This window comes from Umezawaea tangerina, from assembly GCF_003002815.1.
Classification (GTDB): Bacteria; Actinomycetota; Actinomycetes; order Mycobacteriales; family Pseudonocardiaceae; genus Umezawaea; species Umezawaea tangerina.
Genome location: NZ_PVTF01000005.1, coordinates 71,349 through 93,260, shown reverse-complemented (window position 1 = coordinate 93,260; position 21,912 = coordinate 71,349). Strand labels below are relative to the sequence as shown.

23 protein-coding genes are annotated in these 21,912 nt (G+C 70.9%); 14 read left to right on the top strand and 9 right to left on the bottom strand.

The genetic code is table 11. The annotated features are described in order from the left end of the window. Window positions 1-35 precede the first annotated feature (35 nt). Window positions 36-659, top strand: coding sequence for an NAD(P)-dependent oxidoreductase (locus CLV43_RS17980; RefSeq protein ID WP_170155889.1), 624 nt, complete (start codon window positions 36-38; stop codon window positions 657-659). A gap of 41 nt (window positions 660-700) precedes the next feature. On the opposite strand, the gene CLV43_RS17975 is transcribed toward CLV43_RS17980, so the two are convergent. Beyond that, entirely contained in the window at window positions 701-1,768 is a 1,068-nt protein-coding gene (locus tag CLV43_RS17975; protein ID WP_106188371.1) for an alpha/beta hydrolase, read from the bottom strand. A 94-nt stretch (window positions 1,769-1,862) separates the two neighbouring features. On the opposite strand from CLV43_RS17975, the gene CLV43_RS17970 reads away from it, so the two are divergent. Genes CLV43_RS17970 through CLV43_RS17960 form a run of 3 tightly spaced genes read left to right on the top strand, consistent with a single transcriptional unit; the run spans window position 1,863 to window position 4,197 of the window. Next, window positions 1,863-2,312 carry a MarR family winged helix-turn-helix transcriptional regulator gene (locus CLV43_RS17970; protein ID WP_245886628.1) on the top strand — a complete coding sequence of 150 codons (450 nt, stop codon included), beginning with the start codon at window positions 1,863-1,865 and terminating at the stop codon, window positions 2,310-2,312. 23 nt (window positions 2,313-2,335) lie between these two features. Then, the gene (locus tag CLV43_RS17965; RefSeq protein ID WP_106188370.1) at window positions 2,336-3,286 is read left to right on the top strand and encodes an alpha/beta hydrolase; all 951 of its coding nucleotides are present in this window, start codon (window positions 2,336-2,338) and stop codon (window positions 3,284-3,286) included. A gap of 32 nt (window positions 3,287-3,318) precedes the next feature. Next, window positions 3,319-4,197, top strand: a complete 879-nt coding sequence (locus tag CLV43_RS17960) for an SDR family NAD(P)-dependent oxidoreductase (RefSeq protein WP_106188369.1) — start codon at window positions 3,319-3,321, stop codon at window positions 4,195-4,197. A gap of 94 nt (window positions 4,198-4,291) precedes the next feature. On the opposite strand, the gene CLV43_RS17955 is transcribed toward CLV43_RS17960, so the two are convergent. Beyond that, window positions 4,292-5,029, bottom strand: a complete 738-nt coding sequence (locus CLV43_RS17955; RefSeq protein WP_245886625.1) for a thaumatin family protein — start codon at window positions 5,027-5,029, stop codon at window positions 4,292-4,294. Between the two features lie 62 nt (window positions 5,030-5,091). After that, window positions 5,092-5,505 carry a cysteine/serine endopeptidase inhibitor gene (locus CLV43_RS17950; protein ID WP_106188367.1) on the bottom strand — a complete coding sequence of 138 codons (414 nt, stop codon included), beginning with the start codon at window positions 5,503-5,505 and terminating at the stop codon, window positions 5,092-5,094. Between the two features lie 535 nt (window positions 5,506-6,040). Here CLV43_RS17950 and CLV43_RS17945 point away from each other — a divergent pair. After that, the gene (locus tag CLV43_RS17945; RefSeq protein WP_211304403.1) at window positions 6,041-6,553 is read left to right on the top strand and encodes a P-loop nucleotide/nucleoside kinase family protein; all 513 of its coding nucleotides are present in this window, start codon (window positions 6,041-6,043) and stop codon (window positions 6,551-6,553) included. A 14-nt stretch (window positions 6,554-6,567) separates the two neighbouring features. Here CLV43_RS17945 and CLV43_RS17940 read toward each other — a convergent pair whose 3' ends face one another. Next, window positions 6,568-6,792, bottom strand: coding sequence for a hypothetical protein (locus tag CLV43_RS17940; protein WP_106188365.1), 225 nt, complete (start codon window positions 6,790-6,792; stop codon window positions 6,568-6,570). 60 nt (window positions 6,793-6,852) lie between these two features. Between CLV43_RS17940 and CLV43_RS17935 the strand changes: the two genes are divergently transcribed. Further along, window positions 6,853-7,488 (top strand): TetR/AcrR family transcriptional regulator, encoded by a 636-nt coding sequence (locus CLV43_RS17935; protein ID WP_106188364.1) that lies wholly within the window; start codon window positions 6,853-6,855, stop codon window positions 7,486-7,488. A 205-nt stretch (window positions 7,489-7,693) separates the two neighbouring features. Next, the gene (locus CLV43_RS17930) at window positions 7,694-8,533 is read left to right on the top strand and encodes an endo-beta-N-acetylglucosaminidase H (RefSeq protein ID WP_245886623.1); all 840 of its coding nucleotides are present in this window, start codon (window positions 7,694-7,696) and stop codon (window positions 8,531-8,533) included. Between the two features lie 61 nt (window positions 8,534-8,594). Here CLV43_RS17930 and CLV43_RS17925 read toward each other — a convergent pair whose 3' ends face one another. Together CLV43_RS17925 and CLV43_RS17920 are read right to left on the bottom strand one after the other, a co-directional pair. After that, window positions 8,595-9,689: a serine hydrolase domain-containing protein gene (locus CLV43_RS17925; protein WP_106188362.1), complete on the bottom strand. Its 1,095-nt coding sequence runs from the start codon at window positions 9,687-9,689 to the stop codon at window positions 8,595-8,597. 81 nt (window positions 9,690-9,770) lie between these two features. Then, window positions 9,771-10,637, bottom strand: a complete 867-nt coding sequence (locus CLV43_RS17920) for an NmrA family NAD(P)-binding protein (RefSeq protein WP_106188361.1) — start codon at window positions 10,635-10,637, stop codon at window positions 9,771-9,773. A 300-nt stretch (window positions 10,638-10,937) separates the two neighbouring features. Here CLV43_RS17920 and CLV43_RS17915 point away from each other — a divergent pair, with 300 nt between their 5' ends. From CLV43_RS17915 to CLV43_RS17905, 3 genes are read left to right on the top strand one after another with little or no spacing between them, the layout of a single operon-like run. Further along, window positions 10,938-11,855, top strand: a complete 918-nt coding sequence (locus tag CLV43_RS17915; protein WP_106188360.1) for a fumarylacetoacetate hydrolase family protein — start codon at window positions 10,938-10,940, stop codon at window positions 11,853-11,855. After that, on the top strand, window positions 11,852-12,307 hold the full coding sequence (locus CLV43_RS17910) for a nuclear transport factor 2 family protein (RefSeq protein ID WP_106188359.1): 456 nt from the start codon (window positions 11,852-11,854) through the stop codon (window positions 12,305-12,307). Before CLV43_RS17915 ends, CLV43_RS17910 begins: the two co-directional genes overlap by 4 nt. After that, window positions 12,304-13,260 carry a VOC family protein gene (locus CLV43_RS17905; protein WP_106188358.1) on the top strand — a complete coding sequence of 319 codons (957 nt, stop codon included), beginning with the start codon at window positions 12,304-12,306 and terminating at the stop codon, window positions 13,258-13,260. Before CLV43_RS17910 ends, CLV43_RS17905 begins: the two co-directional genes overlap by 4 nt. 253 nt (window positions 13,261-13,513) lie before the next feature. Here CLV43_RS17905 and CLV43_RS17900 read toward each other — a convergent pair whose 3' ends face one another. Beyond that, window positions 13,514-14,383: a helix-turn-helix transcriptional regulator gene (locus CLV43_RS17900; protein ID WP_106188357.1), complete on the bottom strand. Its 870-nt coding sequence runs from the start codon at window positions 14,381-14,383 to the stop codon at window positions 13,514-13,516. A gap of 130 nt (window positions 14,384-14,513) precedes the next feature. Here CLV43_RS17900 and CLV43_RS17895 point away from each other — a divergent pair, with 130 nt between their 5' ends. Further along, complete coding sequence (locus CLV43_RS17895) at window positions 14,514-15,419, top strand: oxidoreductase (protein ID WP_106188356.1); 906 nt, start codon at window positions 14,514-14,516, stop codon at window positions 15,417-15,419. A 109-nt stretch (window positions 15,420-15,528) separates the two neighbouring features. Here the strand turns inward: CLV43_RS17895 and CLV43_RS17890 are convergent, their stop codons facing one another. Further along, window positions 15,529-17,040, bottom strand: a complete 1,512-nt coding sequence (locus tag CLV43_RS17890; protein WP_106188355.1) for a non-reducing end alpha-L-arabinofuranosidase family hydrolase — start codon at window positions 17,038-17,040, stop codon at window positions 15,529-15,531. A gap of 687 nt (window positions 17,041-17,727) precedes the next feature. Here CLV43_RS17890 and CLV43_RS17885 point away from each other — a divergent pair. Continuing rightward, the gene (locus tag CLV43_RS17885; protein ID WP_106188786.1) at window positions 17,728-18,033 is read left to right on the top strand and encodes a hypothetical protein; all 306 of its coding nucleotides are present in this window, start codon (window positions 17,728-17,730) and stop codon (window positions 18,031-18,033) included. A 67-nt stretch (window positions 18,034-18,100) separates the two neighbouring features. Here the strand turns inward: CLV43_RS17885 and CLV43_RS17880 are convergent, their stop codons facing one another. Continuing rightward, window positions 18,101-19,795, bottom strand: coding sequence for an ArnT family glycosyltransferase (locus tag CLV43_RS17880; RefSeq protein WP_245886620.1), 1,695 nt, complete (start codon window positions 19,793-19,795; stop codon window positions 18,101-18,103). Window positions 19,796-20,224: 429 nt separating this feature from the next. On the opposite strand from CLV43_RS17880, the gene CLV43_RS17875 reads away from it, so the two are divergent. Both CLV43_RS17875 and CLV43_RS17870 read left to right on the top strand, forming a co-directional pair. Continuing rightward, a complete protein-coding gene (locus CLV43_RS17875) occupies window positions 20,225-21,187 on the top strand; it encodes a carbohydrate kinase family protein (RefSeq protein WP_106188353.1) in 963 nt (320 codons plus the stop codon). Window positions 21,188-21,317: 130 nt separating this feature from the next. After that, the gene (locus CLV43_RS17870) at window positions 21,318-21,911 is read left to right on the top strand and encodes a peptide deformylase (protein WP_106188352.1); all 594 of its coding nucleotides are present in this window, start codon (window positions 21,318-21,320) and stop codon (window positions 21,909-21,911) included. The last annotated feature ends 1 nt before the right edge of the window (window position 21,912 follow it).

The following is a 21,912-nucleotide window of genomic DNA, read 5'->3' as shown; positions in this document are numbered from 1 at the left end:
CGGACGCGGATCCGCGCCGGAACCAGGAGGCAGAAGTGAAGGTCCTTGTCGTGGGAGCCGCGGGGAAGACGGGCCGTGCCGTCGTCGCGAAGGCCGTGGAGGCGGGCCACGAGGTCACCGCCTTCGTCCGCACCGCCGACGGCTACGACGTGCCGGGCGTCCGGGTGCACGCGGGTGACGCCCGTGACGCCGACGTCGTGGGGGCCGCCGTCGCCGGTCAGGACGCCGTGATCGACACCGTCGGCGGCAAGACCCCGTACAAGCGCACGACGCTCGAGACGGGCGTGGCGAAGACGATCATCGCGGCGATGCGGCTCCACGGCGTCCGCAGGCTCGTCGTCACCTCGTCGGTCGGCGTGGGCGACAGCATCGCGAACACGCCGTTCCTCGTCAGGATCGTGGTGGCCACGTTCCTGCGCGCCTCCACGCCGGACAAGGCGACCATGGAGGCCGCGGTGCGGGAGAGCGGGCTCGACTGGGTCATCACCCGTCCCGCCGTCCTGACCGACAAGCCCGCCACGGGGCGCATCGAGGTCATCCCGTCCGGCGGCCCCGGCAAGGCCCGTGCCATCCCGCGCGCCGACCTGGCGGAGTTCCTGGTCGCCCGGCTGACCGGCGGTGAGCACCTGGGCACGGCGGTCACCCTCGGCGGCCGCTGATCCCGCGCCAGGACCTGGCGGAGGCGCGGTGCGGGCGGAGGTCAGTCCAGCATCCGTCGAAGGGCCTCGGCGCTCGCGGTCACGGCTTCGCCGAAGCGGGGACCCAGGTGGACGAAGGGGAGGAAGCCGTGCGGCAGGTCGGCCTCGCGCACGGCCTCGACCGGTACGCCCGCCGCCCGCAGCTTCTCCGCGTACCGCTCGCCCTCGTCGCGCAGCGGGTCGAACCCGGCGGTGACCAGGTGGGCGGGCGGGGTCGCCGCCGCGACGGTGCCGTAGAGCACCGACACGAGCGGGTCGGTGCGGTCGACCCCGGAGGGCGCGTAGTGGTCCTGGAACCAGACGACGTCCTCGTCGGTCAGCAGGAAACCCCGGCCGAACCGGTCGCGCGACGGGTGTCGCGCCGCGAGGTCGGTGGCCGGGTACAGCAGCCACTGGCCTGTCGGGACGGGCCCGTCGGCGCGGTCGGCGGCGCGACGGGCGGCCACCGCGGCGAGGGTGGCTCCCGCGCTGTCCCCGCCGACGACGATCCGGTCCGGGTCGACGTCGAGCTCGTCGGCGCGCGCGACCGCGTCGTCGAAGGCGGCGAGCGCGTCGTCCACCGCCGCCGGGAACGGGTCCTCCGGCGCGAGCCGGTAGTCCACCGACAGCACCCGGTGGCCGGTGCGCTCGGCGAGGAACCGGCACACGTGGTCGTACCCGGCCCGACTGCCGATCACCCAGCCCCCGCCGTGGAAGAACACCAGCGCCCCGGAACGACCACCGGCGGAGGTCGGTGCGTACAGGGTCGCCTCCAGCGGCCCCTGCGGCCCGCGCAACCGCACGTCGGACGTCACCACGGCCCGTGACGGGCGCCTGCCCGCCCGCAGCACCGGTGCGTTGCGGTCGAGTGCGGCGCGGGAGAGTTCCGGCGAGTCGTCGACCACGAGCGCCGACTTCCCGGCTCCCAGCGACCGGATCAGCAGGCGGGCGTCGACGGCCAGTCGCGCGTCGTCGACGACGATCTCCGGCCCGGCCATCCGCGCCCGCACCGCGGCGGGCAGTCGGCCCAGCAGTCCGACCACGGCTCCCTGCGCCCGCACGGACAGCGGGACTCGGGGTGTGCTCGCCATGTCCAGTCCATCCCGATCAGTTGCAGCTTGACTGAAACTCACTTTCAGGCAGACTGTAACTCATGAGCACAACACCCGGTCTGCGGGCGAGGACGTGACCGGCGGCGCTCCGGACACCGGGCCGCCGCTGAGCGCGGCGTTCCTGGTGATGGCACTCGGCAGGCGGGTCCGCGAGCACGTCGAGGACGGTCTGCGCGAGCACGGCATCGCCCTTCGCCACCTCTCGGCGCTGGGACACCTGCACCGCAGGCCCGGCATCTCCTACAGCGAGCTCGCGCGCCGCGCCGGCGTCACGCCGCAGAGCGTGCAGGGCACGCTGCGGCTCCTGGAGCAGTTGGGAGCGGTCGAGCGGGTCACCGAGCCGGGGCGCGGCCGCACCGCGATGTTGCGGGTGACCGACGAGGGCCTGCGGTTGCGGCTGGTCGGACAGGCCGTGGTCGACGAGGCCGACGCCGCCATCGCCGACGCGGTGCCCGCGGACACCGGGGACCGGTTCGCCAGGGCCGTGCTCGCGGCCCTGGACCGGTTCCCCCGGCAGGCATGACGAGCGGTACGAGGAGGAACCGAGTGGTGGTCGCCCTGGACGCCGAGATCGCGGCCGCCCTCGCCCCGGTCCGCGAGGCGATGAAGGGCGTCCCGCCGCCGGCGCCAGGGGACTGGCGTGCTCGGCGCGAGCTGTTCGGCGCGGCCATCACCGCCCAGGCGGCCCTGTGGACGGCTCCGGACGGCGTCGTCGTGACGCCGTGCGCTGCCCCGGCCGAGGACGGCGCGGCGATCCCGATGCGCCTGTACCGGCCCGCGGAGGTCCGGTCGCCCGCGTTGGCCGTCCACCTCCACGGCGGCGGCATGTTCCTGGGCGGCCTCGACACCCACGACTCGCGCTGCCGCGCCTACGCCGGGCTCTCCGGGGTGCCGCTGCTGTCGGTCGGGTACCGGCTGGCACCCGAGCACCCGCACCCGGTCCCCGTGCGGGACTGCTACGCGGCCCTCCGGTGGGCGGTCGCCAACGCCCCCGGTCTCGGCGTCGACCCGAGCCGCATCGCGGTCATGGGGGACAGCGCGGGTGGGGGACTGGCCGCGGGCGTCGCGCTGCTCGCGCGCGACCGCGGCGGCCCCGCACCGGCCGCGCAGATCCTGATCCAGCCCATGCTCGACGACCGCACGACCGTCGCCCACCCTGACCTCGACGGCGTCGCCACCTGGACCGCCGCCGACAACCTCACCGGCTGGACCTGCCTGTTGGGCAGGTCGGCGGGCGGTCCCGACACCCCTGGTCACGCCGCGCCCGCACGGGCGGCGGACCTGCGCGGCCTGCCACCCGCGTACATCGAGACCGGACAGCTCGACCTCTTCCGCGAGGAGGACATCGGCTACGCGGACCGACTCGGCCGCGCGGGTGTCCCGGTCGAGCTGGTCCAGTACCCAGGGGTACCGCACGCGTTCGACACGTTCGCCCCCGCGGCGGCCGTCAGCCGTCGCGCCGTCGCCGGTCGCGTCCTGGCGTTGCAGGGCCTGTGACCGCGGCGCACCACCCAGGGGAAGCGAGGGACATGAGCCGTCGAGCAGTGGTGACCGCGGGCACCGGCGGCATCGGTCTGGAGACCGCGGCTGGGCTCGCCGCGGCAGGTTACGAGGTGACCGTCGTCGGCCGGGACCCGGACCGCGGGAAACGCGCGGTGGAACGGCTCGACGCCGCCGGAACCGGTGCGACGGCCCGGTTCCTCGCCGCGGACCTGGTCTCCTTGGCGTCCGTGCGGGCGCTGGCCGGGCAGGTGGCGGCCGAGGGGAGGCTGACCGTGCTGGTCAACAACGCGGGCGCGATGTTCGACGACCGCCGCGTCGGCCCGGAGGGGATCGAGGCGACCTTCGTGCTCAACCACCTGGCCCCGTACCTGCTCACCGAACTGCTGCTGCCGAGTCTGCGGGACGGCGCGCCCAGCCGCGTCGTCAACATCACCTCCGGCTCCGTGCGGATCGGCGCCCGCCGGTTCGACGCGGCCGAGGTCCCCGGTGGCTACTACGGGCTCCACGCGTACGGCCGCGCCAAGCTCGCCAACCTCGTCCACACCCTCGACCTGGCGGAACGGCTGAGGGGAACCGGGGTCTCGGTGTTCGCCGCCGACCCTGGGGGAGCGGTCACCGACATGACCACCGGCACCATGCGCTCGTCCCGAGTCGTCGCCCCGTGGCTGCGGCCCTTCTGGCCCCTTGTCCTGCGCGCGTTCCGCAAGACCACCGGCGGCACCCCGGCCGAGGCCGCGTGGTCGTCGATCGTCGCGGCCACCGATCCCTCGCTCGACGACCGGACCGGGCTGGTCATCGGCCGCGACGGCAGGCCCGCCGCCGCGCCGCGCGGTGCCACCGCGCCGGATCTGGCCCGCGCCGTCCGGGACCTCGGCCTGCGCCTCGCCCCTCTCGCAGGTGACTGACGACGCACGGACGTGACGACCGGGGAACGTGGTCGAGCCGGGCTCGCCGTCGTCGCAGGGGACGGCGAGCCCGGCTCGGTGTGCTGGTCGCCGATCAGGAGCCGCCGTGGAAGGTGACGGTGAAGCCGCGGCAGTTGGCGCACTGGAACACGGTCTGGTTACCGGGCTCGGTGTCCTGTTTGGACCAGGCGTAGGCCTTGGGGCACTTGGCCTTGACGGCGTTGCTGTAGCTGGTCGGGGCGTCGCGGTTGGGGTTGACGCAGTTGATCGCGGCGCCGTTGGGGCCGTAGCGGAGGTTCTCCGGCGGGCAGAAGGGCAGGACGTTGGTGGTGCACCCCGCCGTGGCGCAGGAGTTCGAGCCGGGTGGGATGGTCGCGCCCACGGACTCGATGGTGATCGGCAGCGAGAAGGCGTTGACGTAGCTGACGTTGTACCAGGGGGCGAGGCTGTCACGGGTGTCGAAGTTGAACTCGGCGAGGCTGGCGGGTTGTTCGCCGGTGGTGCAGCGGTTGGCCTGGACGCCGCAGTCGCCGACGACGCAGTGGAAGTTCTGGCCGGACGTGCCGGTGCAGCCCTGCCTGGCGAAGAACTTGCCCCGCCAGTGCCCCGGCTCGGCCGACTCCGGGACCGTCACCGTCGCCGACTGCCCGTTGGCGAGGGTCGGCAGGGTGGTGAAGTTGACCGACCCGTCGGCGTTGACCGTGCTGCCCACCCACACCGTCTGCCCGGAGCGGTTGACGAAGGTGACCGTGTGGTTGGTGGCGGCGTCGGCCGTGCCCACGGTGAGGGCCGAGGCGATCACCACCAGCGTGAGCAGAAGTCGTTTCAACACAACGGAAAGCATGGTTCGACTCCGTTCGGGGTGGGTGCGTGCTTCCTCCGGTTCCCGGCGCGTCACGAGCGCACGAACGACCACGTCACCGGGATGTTGCCCAGGGCGGTGTCGGCGAGCCGGGAGAACGCGGGCTGGCTGAGGTCGATGTGCCCGCTGTCGCAGCTCGGGCACTTGTCCGCGACCGGCACGGTGACGGTCCGGCCGTTGTAGGTGACCCGGACGGACACGCCGCGGCACAGCGGGTCGTTGTTGGGGTTCGCCGTGGTCCAGTACGAGGCGGGCACGGCGACCAGCAGCTGCGTCCGCGCGTCGATCTGCGTGCCGCAGGCGCCGAAGCCCGCGGCGTCGTAGTAGGTGGCGTTGCCGGTGACCGGCCTGTCGAACGGAATGTCGGCCCAGGCGGTGCCGACGGTTGACGCGGAAAGCGCGACAGCGGCGGTGAGCAGGGTCAACGACTTGATGGTTTTCCGCATTCCGACTCCTTGATTCGCACAGTCGGGGAGTGGTCATCATCGCAGGGTCCGCCACGTGCACAACCCGTGTTTCGACCGCGGGGAAACATTTGTCCTGGTGTCATGAACTGTCCGGACAGGATCCGGTCGCGCTGTTGACATCACGACGCCCCGGTCGGCCTTCTGTTGAAATGGGGGAATTCGACGCGGTCGTTGATGGGAACGGGTAGAGGATTTCGGCTGAATGGTGGAGTGCGGTGCCGTGTCGCGCCGGACACCGCCGACGGTTCGGACGCCCTGGTCGACATCGACATCGACACCGTCATCCTCGCCGGTCGTGCTTCGGGGTCGCTCGAACGCGCCGTGCGCGAGGCCGTTGACGCCCGCAACGCTCTCGTGCGAACGTTCCACACCGTCCACAATGGCCTGCTCGATCGCGCGGGCTCCGGCGGCGAGCAGGTCTCGACGGTACCGGCGTTTCCTGGTCAGGGGAGTCATGTCTCAGCGTTCCGATCCGATCGCGTCCTCAGGTGGACACGCGGCCACGCTCGTCCTGATGGTCGGGCTGCCGGCGGCGGGGAAGACCACCAGGGCGAAAGAGCTCGCGGTGGCCCGCCGAGCGCTGCGGCTGACGCCTGACCACTGGATGGTCCCGCTGTTCGGGGACTCGATGGCCGACGGCAAGCGCTGGGTGGTCGAGGGCCGGTTCATCTCGCTGGCCCTGCAGGCGCTGCGCGTGGGGATCGGCGTCGTGCTCGACTTCGGGCTGTGGGGCCGCGACGAACGGTCCGCGCTGCGGTGGCTGGCCCGGTCGGTCGGGGCGGCGTGCCAGGTCGTCTACCTGCCCGTGGACAAGGACGTCCAGCTCGCCCGCATCGCACACCGCCAGGAGACGACGCCGCACGAGACGTTCCCGATGAGCGAGGCCGACGTGGACGCGTGGCGGGAGCAGTTCCAGGTGCCCGACACCGCCGAGCTCGACGGCGGCGAGATCCCGGCCCCTCCGGCGGGGTGGTCGGACTGGTCGGCGTGGGCGGTGGACCACTGGCCCACGTGCACCGACGGTTGACGGGTCGTCGGGCTTCAGGGCGGGGGTGGGTCGCCGGGTGAGGGCGCCCTGGTGGTCCGGTTCTCCTGGACCTGGATCTCGATGTGCGTCCGGTGAGCGCTCGGGTCCCAGATGTCCTCGAACGGCGCCATCAGCGAGTGGCCGCTGCCCCGGCGCCGGGCCCGCACGGCGAACCAGGCGAACACGGCCAGGCTCACGGGTACGCAGGCGAACGTGGCCACGGGTGCCAGGAAGTCCATGCGACCGACCGTACAGTAACATCATGTATCCAGAAACAGTCCGTTACTGAATGGGTGGACATGGTCAGGCTGACACGCGCGGAGCAGCAGCGGCGCACCCACGAGCAGCTGCTCGACGCGGGGCGGAAGGTGTTCCTGCGGCGGGGGTACCTGGCGGCGACGGTCGAGGAGATCGCCGCCGACGCCGGGTACACCCGTGGCGCGCTGTACAAGCACTTCGACGGCAAGGAAGGGCTGTGGCTGGCGATCGTGAGCGGCCACGCCGAGGCGCACGTCCAGTGGCTGGGCGAGTCCCTCGCGCGCGCCGGCACCCGTGACGAGCTGGTCGCGGCCCTGTTCCCCGCGGGCCTGCTGGACGAGGACGCGGCCAGGTGGAGCGCGGCCGCGGCGGAGGTGCTCGCCGCGACGGCCCAGCAGCCGGAGACGGCCGCCCTGGTGGCCGCGGTCCAGCGGCGCCACGACGAGCAGGTCGTCGCCCTGCTCACCACCCACTGCGAACGCTTGCGCGTGCGGCCCGCGATGCCACCGCACCAGGCCGTCGTGATGCTCGGCGCCCTCGGCATCGGACTCGCCCTGCGCGACACCGTCGTCCCGTCCGCCGACGCCGCCGCGATCCTCACCCACGTGCTGGACATGCTCTTCCCACCGCCCGCTCCAGCGGATTCCGGGGAGACGGGAGGAAGGACCGGTCGATGAGCGGCATCGGTTCGGACCACCGCGAGGACCGGTCGACCGGCCCGCGGTGAACGGACAACTCACCGGACAGACGTGTGGTGACTCGTGGACGGTGGGACTTCGCTGCTGGTTCGCTGGACATCCCTGCCAACCCCAGTCGATGGGAGTTGATCACATGGTGTCCGGAGTTCGTCGGATCGGAGCGCTCGTAGCGGCGGTCCTACTGATGACCAGCGGGACCACGACCACGGCGAGCGCGTTCGCGAAGACCGGGCCGGTCTCCGTGGCGTACGTCGAGGTGAACAACAACAGCATGCTGAACGTGGGCAAGTACGCGTTGGCCAACGGCGGCGGCAACGTCTTCGACATCGGCGTGATCTTCGCCGCCAACATCAACTACAACACCACCACGAAGTCGGCCTACCTGTACTTCAACCCGAACGTGCAGCGCGTGCTGGACAACGTGGCCACCGAGGTCCGGCCCCTGCAGGCCAAGGGCATCAAGGTCACGCTGTCGATCCTCGGCAACCACGAGGGTGCCGGGTTCGCCAACTTCCCGACCAAGCAGTCCGCCGAGGCGTTCGCGAAGCAGCTGTCCGACACCGTGACCCGCTACGGGCTCGACGGCATCGACTTCGACGACGAGTACTCCGAGTACGGCAAGAACGGCACCGGGCAGCCGAACGCGAGCTCGTTCGTGTACCTGGTCACGGCGTTGCGCGCGGCGATGCCCACGAAGCTCATCACGCTCTACAACATCGGCCCGGCGGCGTCGCGGCTGTCCTACGGGGGCGTCGACATCACGTCGAAGTTCGACTACGCCTGGAACCCCTACTACGGCACGTGGAGCGTGCCGGGCATGGCACTGCCCAAGTCCAGGCTCTCGCCCGCGGCCGTCCAGATCAGCTCGACGTCCACCAGCACCGCCGCCAGCCTCGCGAGGCGGACGGTGAGCGAGGGCTACGGGGTCTACCTGACCTACAACCTCGGCGCTCCGGACGTGCACACCTACATCTCCTCGTTCACCAAGGAGCTCTACGGCACGGACGCCCGCTACACCGGATAGCGTTCGGCACCACCTGATCCCGTGAGGGGCGTCGCCGTCCTGGTCACGCCCCTCACGGCGGTCAGCCGACGACGTCGGCGTAGACGGCGCGCACGATCGGGGCGAACGGGTGCCGCTCCAGGTGCCGCTCGTCGAAGAACTCGTTGTGGCAGATCATGACGGCCAGCCCGGCGTCGAGGTCGGCGAAGCCGAGCGCCCCTCCTGCGCCGGGGTGCCACAGGACGCGGTCGCCGAACCCGAGGACGTCGGCGTGCGAGGGGACCTCGCCGCCGAGCATCAGCCCACCTTGCCCGATGACGCCCCGCGCACCGACCAGTCCACCCGCCGCGAAGCCGCCCGGTCGGGGAGCCAGGAAGGTCTCTACGCGGTCGGCGGGCAGCAGTCGGACCCCGTCCAGCTCCCCGCCTTGCGCGTAGAGCGCCCACAACCGGGCACCGGCGCGTGCGGTCGTCCACGCCCCGCTGGGATCCACCCGCCGCCGGTACTCCGCGGTGTTGATCTCGTGGTCCTCGGTGACGGTGAAGGACCCCTCGTCGCCGCTCAGGATGTCGCCCTTCATCACCGCGACGCGGTCGTGCACGGACTCGGGGAGACGGTGCCAGACCTCGTCGACGCCCAGCGGTGCAAGGACTTCCGCGCGGTCGACGTCCTCGAACGAGCGGTGTACCGGGTCCACCCGGCGGATGATCTCCCCGACGATGAAGCCCCAGGTCCGCGCGTGGTAGGCGTTGCGCTCGCCCGGTTCGCGGCTCGGCGCGGAGCCGGCGAGCCGACCGGTCGTCCACTCCCAGTCCCCGAGGCGTTCCGGGGTCGCGTCGCCCGGCAGCTCGGCCAGGCCGACGCGGTGGGTGAGGGCGTCGCGAACGGTGGACGACCCCTTGCCGCGGGCACCGAACTCCGGCCAGACCGACGAGATCGTCTGGTCGTAGTCGACGAGGCCCCGTTCCACCTGCCGGTGGAGCGCGGTCGCGGTGGACACCTTCCCCGCCGACGCGACCCAGAACACCGTGCCGGAGTCGACGGGTTCCCCGCCGACGCGCGTGTTCCCGGCGCAGACGTCCACCACCAGCTTGCCCTGGTGGTACACGGCGACCTGCACGCCCACCTCTCCGCGCGACAGCGCCTCGTCCACCGCGTTCTCCACCGCACTGCTCATCCTCGCTGCCAGCTTTCGTGTCGGGGTCGTGCGGCCACCGCGCGGCGGCCGTGGTGTGGCTGCTCGCCAGGGCAACGCCCGTCAGGCGGCGGTGTCGAGCGCCGACCGCACCGCGGCGGCGATGAAGTCGGTCCAGGGTTCGGCCGGGCGGCCCAGCAGGCGTTCGAGGTCGTCACCGGCGTCCAGCCACCCGGCCGCCGCGCCGCGGTCGCTGTCGGCGATCAGGCGGGCGAGGTGGTCGGGGACCCCCGAGGCGAGCAGCGGCTCGGTGAGGGCCTGCTCGGACAGGTCGGTGTAGGACACCGGCCGGCCCGCGCAACGACCGATGTGGGCGACCAGCTCCGCGCGGGTGAACCCCGGACCGCCGAGCTCGAACACCTCGCCCGCGGTCGTCCCGGCCCCGGTCAGCACGACGGCGGCGGCCTCGGCGTAGTCGGCGCGGGTGGCCGCGGCGATCCGCCCCGCACCGGACGCGCCGATCATCCCGTGGTCGACCTGGTCCGCCAACGACATCGTGAAGTTCTCCAGGTACCAGCCGTTGCGCAGCAGCACGTGCGGGACGCCCGCGTCCGCGAGCATCCGCTCGGTGGCGGCGTGCTCCCGCGCCAGCACGATGTCCGACGTCGTCGCGTTCAGGATGCTGGTGTAGGCGACCAGGCCGACTCGGGCCTCGGCCAGCGCGTCCACGACCGCCTGGTGCTGGTCGAGGCGCTTGCCGACCTCGTTGCCCGAGACGAAGAGCACGCGGTCGGCCCCGGCGAAGGCCGACCGCAACGACGCCGGGTCGTCGTAATCGGCCCGGCACACGTCGACCCCGCTGCCGACGAGGTCGTCGAGGGCTTCGGGGCGGCGCCCGGTGGCGCGCACCTCCGAGGCGGGCACGCGGTCGAGCAGCTTCTCGACGACCAGGCGTCCCAAAGCTCCCGTGGCTCCCGTGACGACGTGCACAACGCACTCCATTCCTCGGTGGTGCCGCACACGTGACGTGGACGCGGCGGTCTCGTTCAGTGCTTGCTGTCCGACTGAGTGGGACGTGTTTCTCACAGTAGAACGTCCTGGATGCGGGTGGCAACCCTGCCCCGCAAGGTGCGCTAGGGCATGTATCTGCCAACTTGCTCTGCGTCACACCAGGTGGACGGGCAGGTCTTGCGCGTCGATGATGTCGTGCACGCCGTCTCATCTGTCGGTGACTGTCCCGACAGGTGGGGCAGTGGTGAGATCGTCGGACCACCCGGACTGGAGAACACGATGAGAGTGGGCACCGTGCGGCGGGGCGCGACGGCGACAGCTGTCGTCGTCGCCGTCGACGAGCACACGGCAGCGGTCGTCCCCGGCTACCAGGACGTGGCCGAAACCCTTGCGGACCAAGGACACGGGGACACCGTGGCCCGCGCACGGGCGCGCGGTGAACGGGTGCTCCTCGCCGAGGTGCGGTGGGCGCCGCCGATACGGCGCCCCGGCAAGGTCCTGTGCGTCGCCTTGAACAACAGCGCCAACCCGCAGCGGATCCTGTCCGGCCCGCGGACGCCCGCGATGTTCACCAAGCCGAGCTCCTCGCTGATCGGCCACGGCGAGGAGATCCGGCTGCGGGACGACTACGGACGCGTGCACCCCGAGCCCGAGCTCGCCGTGGTCATCGGGACCGGGGGCTCGGACATCGGCGTCCCGGAGGCGTGGTCGCACGTCTTCGGCTACACGATCCTCAACGACCTGACCTCGCCCACCATGCGCGCGGAGGACACCTTCCACTACCGCGCGGTCCACCCCGACCCCCACGACCCCGCCGCGGCGCGCCACGTCGAGAGCTGGGTGAGCTACCCCGCCCGCTACAAGGGCACCGACACCTTCGGTCCGATCGGGCCGTGGGTGGTGACCGCCGACGAGGTCCCCGACCCGCACACCCTGCGGATCCGGTGTCGCCACAACGGTCTGGTGGTCACCGACGACACCACCGCGAACCTCCGCTTCGGGGTCGCCGAGGTGATCTCGTTCGCCTCCCGCTACCTGGCGCTGGAACCGGGTGACGTGATCGCCATGGGCACCGCGCTGCGCCCCTCGGCGGAAGGCGGCGCCGTGCAGAACGTCGACCTGACGCGTCTCGGCGGCACGGTCGAGGTCGAGATCGACGGGATCGGGCTGCTGGCCAACCCGGTGGTGCTCCGGTGACCGGCGTGGACCCGGCGACCCGTGCCGCACTCGCGGACCTGAACGCCCGGTTCGCCTGGTCGCTGGACCGGCACCGCTACGAGGACCTGCGCGACGTGCTGGCGCCGGACGTGCACTACGTGGGCGCCGGCGGGGAGCTCACCGGAGTCGAGGCGGTCATCGCCTCGTTCCGGGCCCGCACCGGCCCCCGCACGACCCGGCACGGCCTGGGCAACCTCCTGCTCACCCCGGCGGGCGACGGGCGCGTCACGGCGCTCTCGAGCTGGCACACCTTCGCGAGCAACTCCGCGCACCCGAGAGGTGTCGGCCTCTACCAGGTGGCCGACTTCGCCGACGTGTACGCGCGCGGTGGCGACGGCGACTGGCGCATCGCCGAGCGCGTCATCCGCCCTGTCTTCCGCGAGCCGGGACTGGCGCCCGGTCCCGGAGCGACGTCCGGAGGAGCACTGTGACCGACGCCGAGAGCAGGATCCACGACCTGGCCCACCTGGGCCACCACTGCCTGCGCACCCCCGACCCGGACCGGACGGTCGGGTACTTCGTCGACCTGCTCGGGATGGACGTCGTCGCGCGGCAGGGCGACGCGACGTACCTGCGCACGTTCGGCGACTACGAGCGGTGGAGCCTCAAGGTCGTCGCGTCGCACGAGGCCGGGCTGGAGTACGCCTCCTGGCGCACCCGCAGCCCGGAGGCGCTGGACCGGCGCGTCGCCTGGCTCGAGTCCCACGGGTACGGCGGTGCGTGGACCGAGGAGTTCGCCATCGGCCCCTGCTACTCATTCCAGGACCCCGACGGGCACCCCTTCCGCCTCTACTACGAGACCGAGCGCTACGTGCCGACCGGCGCGGACACCCCCGCGCTGCCGACCTCCCCGCAGGCCTACGCGGGGCGGGGCGCCAACGTCCGCCGCCTCGACCACGTCAACCTGCTCGCCCGCGACGTCCGGCGCTGCCGGGAGTTCTGGGAGGACGGTTTCGGGCTGCGCACCTACGAGGTCGTCCTCGGACCGGACGGCGTCGCCGAGGCGGGCGCGTGGATGAGCGGCAGCATCCAGGGGCACGAGCTGATCTACACCCAGGAGCGCTCCACCGGCAGCGGCAGGCTGCACCACCTCGCCTACTGCGTCGACAGCCGCGAGGAGGTGCTGCGCGCCGCCACGATCTTCGCCGACGCCGGTGTGCGCATCGAGGCCGGACCCTCGCAGCACACGGCTATCCAGGGCTTCTACCTCTACACCAGAGAACCCGGCGGGAACCGCGTCGAGATCGCGAACGGCGGGTACCTCGTGTTCGCCCCGGACCACGAGACGTTCGTGTGGGACGCGGACCGGTGGGAGACCAAACCCGGTTGGGGCGCGCGCATCCCGCCCGAGTTCCACACCTACGGGACGCCCGACATCACCTGACGGCCGGTCACCGGGCTCGGGACCCCGGAGCCCCAGTCGGCGGCCGGTGGCCACGAGCACGATCCCGGCGAGCACCAGCGCGATGTTCCCGCCCGCGATCCCCAGCACCGCCCCGATGACGTGCCCCGGCATCATCGCGGCGGCCGCTGTCGCCTCGCCCGCCCGGAAGACGACGGCCGCCGCGATCAACGCGACTCCGGCGATCGTGGCGGCAGTCCGGCCTCTCGTGTTCGACCCTGGCGGGCCGGTGTGGTCAGTCGACGCGAGTCGGGCGCGTCGCGTGCAAGGAGGTGAGGAGCTGCAAGCGGTCCGCGTCGGCACTGCCCGGTTCGACGGTGAAGACGAGCATCACCGGTCCGGGGTTGCCCGGCAGGGGATAGGTGTCCCACCCCAGGACGATGTCGCCGACCTGCGGCACCTGGAAGGTCTTGGTGCCGCTGACCGTCTCGCGGACGTCGTGCCGGGCCCACAGCCCGCGGAACTCCGCACTGCGGATGCTCAGCTCGCCCACGATCGCGGTGGCACGGGGGTGGGTGGGGTCGGCGGCGACGGCGCTGCGCATCATGCCGATGTACTCCAGCGCCTGCTCCTCCCAGCCGGGGCAGGTCCGCGGGTCGGTGAACGTCTCGTCGAACATCAGCAGGAGCATGTTCAGCCGGTCGGGCGGGTAGTCGTCCGGGGATCCGAGCAGCGCCTCGGCCATCTCGTTCCAGTCGAGCAGGTCGAGGTGCCTGCCGAGCACGAGTGCCGGTGTGGCCATCAACCGCAGCAGCCGCCGGGTGCTGTCCGGCACCCGCTCCCTGCCGCGGTCGGCCTTGGTGGGCTCCGGTCGCCGGGCGGCGCGGGCCAGCGCGAACAGGTGCCTGCACTCCTTGTCGTCGAGACCGAGCGCCCTGGCGAGCGCGTTGAGGATGTCGTCGGACGGGCGCACCTCCCGGCCCTGTTCCATCCGCTGGTAGTAGTCGGTGCTCACCCCGGCGAGCAGTGCCAGTTCCTCGCGCCGCAGCCCGGTGACCTTGCGCCTGCCTCCCGGTACCAGGCCGACGTCCTGCGGACGCAGCTGGCCGCGCCGGGCGCGCAGGAAGTCTCCGAGCTCCCGCGCGTGCGGTCGAGAACTGTTCATACCGCCAGTGTGCCGCGACCCGGCGGACCAAGGTAGGTCCCGCAGACCTGGGCAACCGCGGACGATCGAGCCGTGCGAGGTCGCTCCTAACGTCGTCGTTGCCGCACAACGACGACACGAGGAGAAGAAGATGACCGGATGGACCGCGGACCGCATCCCCGACCAGCGCGGCCGGGTCGCCGTCGTGACCGGCGCGAACTCGGGTCTCGGCCTGGCGACGGCCACCGAGCTGGCCCGCCGCGGTGCCCGTGTCGTGCTGGCCGTGCGCAACACCGCCGCCGGTGACGACGCCGCCCGCCGGATCGGGGGCGACGTGGAGGTGCGCGAGCTCGACCTGGCCTCGCTCGACTCCGTGCGCGAGTTCGCGGCGAGAATGGCGGTGGACCACCCGGTGGTCGACCTGCTGGTCAACAACGCCGGGATCGAGCTGCTCGGACCGCGCCGCACGACCGCCGACGGCTTCGAGCTGCAGTTGGGCACCAACGCGTTGGGGCACTTCGCGCTGACCGGCCTGCTGCTGGACGGCCTGGGCGCGGCTCGGGCGGCCAGGGTGGTCAGCCTCAGCTCGATCACCCACAAGAACGCGCACCTGGACTTCGACGACCTGCAGTTCGTGCGCGGCTACCGGGGGACCACCGCCTACGGCCGGTCCAAGCTCGCCACCACCGTCTTCGGCCTGGAGCTGGACCGCAGACTGCGTGCCGTCGGGTCGTCGATCGTGAGCGCGCTGGCCCATCCCGGTCTCACCCGCACCAACCTGACGCCGAAGGCCTGGGAGCACCGCGGCCGGGTCGGGAAGGTGCTCGCGATGGCCGGTCTGCTGGTCACCCAGCCGGTGGAGCAGGGCGCGCTGCCGCAGCTGCGCGCCGCGACCGATCCCGCGGTGCGGGGCGGCGACTTCTTCGGCCCGGCGGGACTGGGGGAGACGCGAGGTCGGGTCACCAACGCCAAGCTGAGCCGGGAGGCCGCCGACCCGGCGGTCGGCAAGGAGCTCTGGGCGGCGGCCGAACAGCTGACCGGCGTCCGCTTCCTCTGAACCGCCTGTGCCATCGGCGTTCCCGCGCACCGGCCGAAGACCGCGTCGGGTCCCCCACCCGGTGTGGATGGAGGACCCGACGCGGTCGGATCGGGGCTGTGCCGGACGATCAGCGTTGCAGCGTCAGCACACCGGGCCGCCAGGGCAGGCGGTTGTAGTCGCCGCCCGCGCTCGGGTCCTTGCCCTGGTAGAGGAACTGGAGGTTGCAGGGGTCGATGGTCTTGGTCTGGTCGGGGTTGGTGCGCACCAGGTCACCGTGGCTGATGTCGTTGGTCCAGGTGGCCCCGCTGTTCGCCTTGCCCGCGAAGGGGTTGCCCTCGCTGGCGGCCTGCGGCGTCCACGACCCGCCGAGGCTGCTGGACGTGAACGAGCGGAAGTAGCGCCCGTTGGAGCCCATCGCCTCGACGATCATGAGGTACTGGTTCTGGTCCTTGACCTTGTAGACCTCGACCGCCTCGAACAGGTTGGCCTGCGTGTCGCTCATGATCTGCGTGTACGACGAGCCGAAGCTGCCGGGGAAGTTCCCGATGGGCATGCTCGCGCGGTAGATCTTGCCGTTGTCACCGGCGAAGAACAGGTACATGTTCGAGCCGTCGGCGATCAGGGTCTGGTCGATGGGGCCGGTGCTGGAGTTGGGGATGCTGCCGGTGAAGAGGGTCTGCTGCGCCGACCACCCGTTCGCGTTGGTCGGGTCGCTCGACGTCCGGTAGCTGAACGCGGTCCCGCCCCACTGGTAGGCGAGCACCCAGACGTTCTTCGGCGCGAAGTAGAACAGCGTGGGCGCGACGGTGCCGGAGTTCATCCCGTTCTGGCTCGCCGAGGCCATGTCCGACCAGTTGGTGAACGTGCCGAAGTTCATCGAGCCGTAGGACGCCGACGAGTTGACGTTCGACCCGTAGACGAGGTGCTTGCCGTTGTAGACGACGCTGGTGAAGTCCTTGAGCGAGAGCCAGCCGTTCTTCGGGCTGGCCAGCGACCCCGTCGACGACCAGCGGTAGCTGGACGGGAGGGAGCACGAGCCGCTCGGGGCGTCCAGCTTGACGAGCTGCCACTGCTGGCTGGTCCCGTTCGTGTCGGCGTTCTGGACGACGGCCGCGCCGTCCGCGGTCGACGCGCCGGTCACCTCCACCGCCTTGCCGCTGTTGCGGTTGATCAGCTTGACGTAGCCGCTGTCGGTGTCGGTGAGGCTGAACTGCTGGTTGGTCCCGTTGAGGTCCGCCCACTGCTGGACCTTCGCGCCGTCGGCGGTCGACTTGCTGTCGATGTCGAGGACCTTGCCGGAGTTCTTCGACTTCAGCTTGTAGTAGCCGCTCCCGGAGTCCACGAACTGCCACTGCTGGTTCCCGAGGTCGTGGCGGGACCACTGCTGCACCACCGCGCCGTCGGCGGTGGAGGTGCCGGAGACGTCCATCGCCTTGCCGCTGTTGCGGTTCACCAGCACGTACCACGCACTCGTGTCGACGGTCGCCGCCGACGCCACACCGGTGTCGACCGCGACCGCCGCCCCGGCCATGAGGGCGGTCGCGAGCAGGGTGATCAGCACGCGTCCCCAACGGGTCCGCCGCGGGCGACCCGAACGGCGGGGTGGCGCTGTCGACGGGGCTTGGCCCATCGAGTTCATGGTGGTTCTCCTTCGGCGTGGGGGCCGTGTGGGGCCCGAGGTGCGGGACAGGGATAGGCAGGGTGCTCTGGTCGTGCCGCCACCACTCCGGTGTTAGCGTTAACAATTCGGCCCGCGCGAAGTGCTCGTCTCGAACGGGGCAGTGGACGTGGTGGTGGACGTCGCCGTGTTCGCGGCGTTGTCGGATCGCGGTCGAACCTTCAGGGCGTGGTGGCCCGTGCGTGCGCGGAAATGCTCAACCTGGGGTTTCCCACCTCCGCGACGTCATTGTCGGCGCTCAAACTTTTAGCATTTTCACCTGAAGTTTCGAGCCAATGTAACCAGTTGTGCTGCCGTCGTCAACGGCAAGGGCTTGCGAGGTTCGTGGCTCCCTGAGGTGTCCCTACCTGCGACGTTGTCGAATGGCATTCGACACGGCGTCTCGACTTGGGTGTGTCGCCCGTTGTGCCGGATCGTGATAGGTGTGGGTGAGTAGGGAACTGGAGAACGAAACTTTCGATTGATTCGCAGGGTGACGGCCTTGGCGGGGGATCGACTCCCGAACGAGTTCGCGTTACGCTTGAGGGCTTTCCGCATCCGCGGATCGATCGGTTCGGAACAAGGGAAGGGGTGAGGTCGTGCGACGGAGGATCTAGCCGCCCGTCCGGACGGTCCGGGGTGCGGGCGGCGGGTTCCGAGAGGAACGAGATGTCCCGCACGGACAAGACGAAACCGCTCTGGGTGCGCTCCGCGGAGCACGACCCCAGGCCGGTCCACGACCACCGCTTCGGCGACTGCGACCTGCCGCCGCGGCAGACCAAGGAGCTTCCGGACACCCGGTGCCGTTGGGAGCACCCGTACACCGTGCTGTTCGGCGGTACGTGCTGTTCGGGCTGCTCCTCGCGCGTCTGCGTGAAGGAGCGGCAGGGCATGGTCAAGGAGGCCAACCGCAGGCAGCGGTACGCGGGCAGGCGTGAAGCGCGCCGGTTCTCCACCGGCGACGACCGGTACTGAACCGGGGAGCGCGAGCCGTCACGACGCACCGGCCCTCGACAGGTGGACGGGCCGGCCGCGTCGTGGGCTACGGCCTGCGGAAGATCGTGATGGAGTGGCCGACCGCGTCGATCGCTGTGCTGCCGCGGATCAGCGCGGCCAGGCGGTCGTCGGCCTTCGCGATCGAGGAGTCCGACACGACGAGCAGCCCGTGCACCCGGTCGGGAGGTGCTGTGAGCGGGTCGGAGGCGGTGATGCCGTAGTGGGAGGGCACGCCGCTGCCCTTGTAGACCAGCCAGACCCGTTCGCCGGGGTAGCGCCGCGCCAGGCGGTCGGCGAGCCTGCCCAGGTCCTGGCCCCAGTCGACGTTCGAGTCGTGCAGGCGCAGGTGCGTCCGCGCGGGGCCGCCGAACGCCTCGTTGGAGTACGGCAGGTAGTACGGGAACGTCCGCAGCGAGCTGACCGCGGTGAAGACGACCAGTGCCGCCACCACGACCCGCGCCCACCGCCGCCGCGTGCCGACCACACCCGCCGCCACACCCGCCGCCGCGACCGCCAGGAAGACCGGCACGAAGATCGCGTACCGGGCGCCGAGGTCGCGGTTGCCGGACATGGCCGCGACCAGCAGCACCGCCGTGGGGGCCAGCAGGTAGGGCGCCACCGGGCGCAGGCGGCGGACCGCGACCAGCGCGACGGCACCTGCCGTCCACAGCGCCATGGCGCCCAGCGGCGTCTTCACCAGCAGGGCGGCGGGCAGGTAGTACCAGAGTGATCCGAGGTAGTGCCTGCCGAACAGGAAACCGCCCCACACCCGGTCCTCGAAGCCGAACTGGACGAGCATCCCGTCCCGGTACGGCTGGGGGAACGGCAGCCAGGTCACCACCGCCCGCAGGCCCTGGGCGGCGGGCAGATCGCCCGGCGCCTCCCACCGCAGCCGCGGATCCACCACCAGGTAGGAGATCCACACCACGGCGACCGCGACCAGCACCACCGCGACGACCGCACCGCCGAGCCGGAGGAGCCCGCGGGACCTGGTCGAGTCGGGATCGCCGGTGTGCCGCACGGACAACACGACCAGGGCGAGCAGTACCGGAACCGCGGCCAGGGCGCTCATCTTCGTGGCCAGCGCCGCCCCGAGCGCGAGGCCCGCCAACACGAGGTACGGGACCGGTCGGCCGCGAGCCCGCCACAACGACCAGACCGACGTCAGCAGGAACCCCGCCGTGGGCACGTCGAACGTCGCCAGCGACCCGTGCGCGATGACGTCGGGCGAGAACGCGTACAGGGCTAGCGCGACCAGCCCGCCGGTGGGACCGAACAGGTCGCGGGCGAACGCGAGGACGACCAGCCCGAACAGCAGCGTGAGCACGATCATCGGCAGGCGTGCGAACAGCAGCAGTCGCTGCGGATCGTTGCCCGACTCGTAGAGGACGTGCCTGCCCAACTGCGTCTGGTCGCCGACGAAGGCGGCGTCGAACCGCACGTCGGCGAACGCCAGCCCGGCGGCGATGACCAGCTTGCCCAGGGGAGGGTGCTCGGGGTTGTACCGCAGGCTGTGCTGCTCCAGGTAGACCACCGCGGTTCCCACGTACACGGGTTCGTCGATGGTCGGCGACTGCTCCACAGCGGCCGTGACCATCGCGGCCGCCATGCTGCCCAGCAACACGACCACGACCAGCACGAACACCCACCGCCCGCGGCCGTGCTCACCCGCCGTACGGGGTGGCGCGCCCTCGGGGACCGCCTCGCTGGTGACCGGTCGCGGGATCGAGGTGAGTGACAAGCAGGAAGTCCTTCCACACCAACGCACCGGGCCCACCGCCTTGTTGCGCATCACCCCGGCCCCCTTGCCACGCCTGGGCCGTCTGGAAGGTTGCCTCGCTGTTCTTGCCGATTCGCTGTTCGCCGGGTGGGGCGGGTCGCGAACGCCGTCGCTTCGCGGGCCACTGTCGACAATGGACAGTCGAGACGTGGAATAGTCGATTCCGCCGCTTCTGTTGCGCAGCGGGATTCGCCTGCGGGTGGACTACGGCTGCGCCTCGACCGCTGAATGTCTCCGTGGTGCAGGGCAGCTGTGGGTTCCGCCGTCGGCCGGCAGTGATCGGCGTGCAGCCGAATCAACCGGTGACCGTCGACTCCATGGCGGATACCGGCGCTCAGTCCACCGTGCGAGGATGCTCTGTTGCGGCGCTCGAGGTAGGAGGCTCCCGGGATGGTCGGGTCGGATGTCGAGCACGTGTCGCCTCCGCCCGCACTGCTGTCCATCGGGGTGGTCTCGGCCGACCGCTTCCTCCGGGTCGGGTCACTTCCCAGACCCGAGGAGAAGGTCAACGGCAAGGACCTCGGCTGGTTCGTCGGGGGCATGTGCGCGAACTTCTCGGTCGCAGCACGACAGTTCGGCGCCAGGACGCGGTTCATGACGGTCTTCGGCGACGACGAGCAGTCTGCGCGGATCCAGGACGGCCTCACACGCCTGGGGGTGGACCTGCAGGGATCGGTCACCCTCGGGAACAGGAGCAGCTGGTCGTCGTTGACCCTGTTGAGCGACCAGGGGGAGAAGGTACTCGTCATCCTGGAGAGCGATCTGCCACTGCCGGCCTCGGAGAACTGCGTTCCCCACCTGTCCGAGGGCTGGGACGTGGTCTACCCGGTGTCGATCGACGCCGCTTGGTGCACGGAGATCGGCGTGGTGGCCCAGAGCCACGGGGCGTTGGTCGCCTACGACCTGGAACCGTATTTCGTCGAAAGCGCCTGGGGTACGCGGCAGTTCGCCGAGATGATGAGCTGCGGCGATCTCGTCTTCACCAAGATGGACGCCATCCGGGTCGCGGGTTTCGACACGAAGGCCGACGCCGCCGCGGCGTTGATGGATCTGGGGCCGCGGTTGGTCGTCATCACCGACGGACCCCGACCGGTGTACTGCGCCGGCGCAGGACGGACGATGTCCGCCACTCCACCATCGGTGCAGGTCGTGGATTCCACTGGTGCCGGAGACGGTTTCGCCGGTGCGTTCTGCGGCCTTTATGCTCAAGGCAGGCCACTGGAGGACTGCCTGTCCGTAGCCACCGCGGTCGGGACGCTGTGCGTGACGAGCCTCGGATGCCAGTCCTATGCGCCGATTGAGTGGTCTGCGTTCGATGCGATGCACAACCGGGTGATGTTTGCTGATCTTTGACACCCAAGGGTGTACGCCATGGGGTGGACTCTCCGTGGTGGTCTGGCCAACGCGGCAGGCGCTGGAATACTCGGGTTGTGCTTCGAGCCCCAGGTTGTTCGGGACCGACTGGCCCAGGAGGTCTCACCGCATGAAGTCCGTACATCGCGAGAAGACCGAGCACGCCGACACCCCGCTGAGCGAGAAGATGGCCCAGATCGGAATCGTCCAAGCGGACAATCCCGTTCTGCGGCAGGTCGCCAGGCCGTTCGACCTCCCCGAGGAGGCGGCTGAAGCACGGCAGGTAGTGGCCAAACTCCATGTGGCGATGACCATGGCGACCGGGATCCACCGCTTCGCCAAGGGAATGGGGGTCGCTGCGCCCCAACGCGGGATCGGTCGTGCGGCGGCTGTGGTGAGGACCGTGGACGGTGACGTGGTCGAACTGCTCAACCCCAGGATCGTCGGCCAGTCCGCTGAGACCGACGAACAGTACGAAGGCTGTTGGAGCTTTTTCGACGTCCGAGGCCGCGTTCGCAGGCCGTTGTGCATCGAGGTCGAATACCTGACGCTGGACGGTGCCACCATCACGACGTGGTTCGATCACGGTACAGCCCGGCTCGTCGCGCACGAGGTGGATCATCTGCAAGGTCGGTTGTACACGGACTGGATGGATGATTCCGCACCGCTCCTCCCTGTTGCCGAGTACCGCGAACTCGGCCTTGCCTGGAAGTACTCGTCGTAGC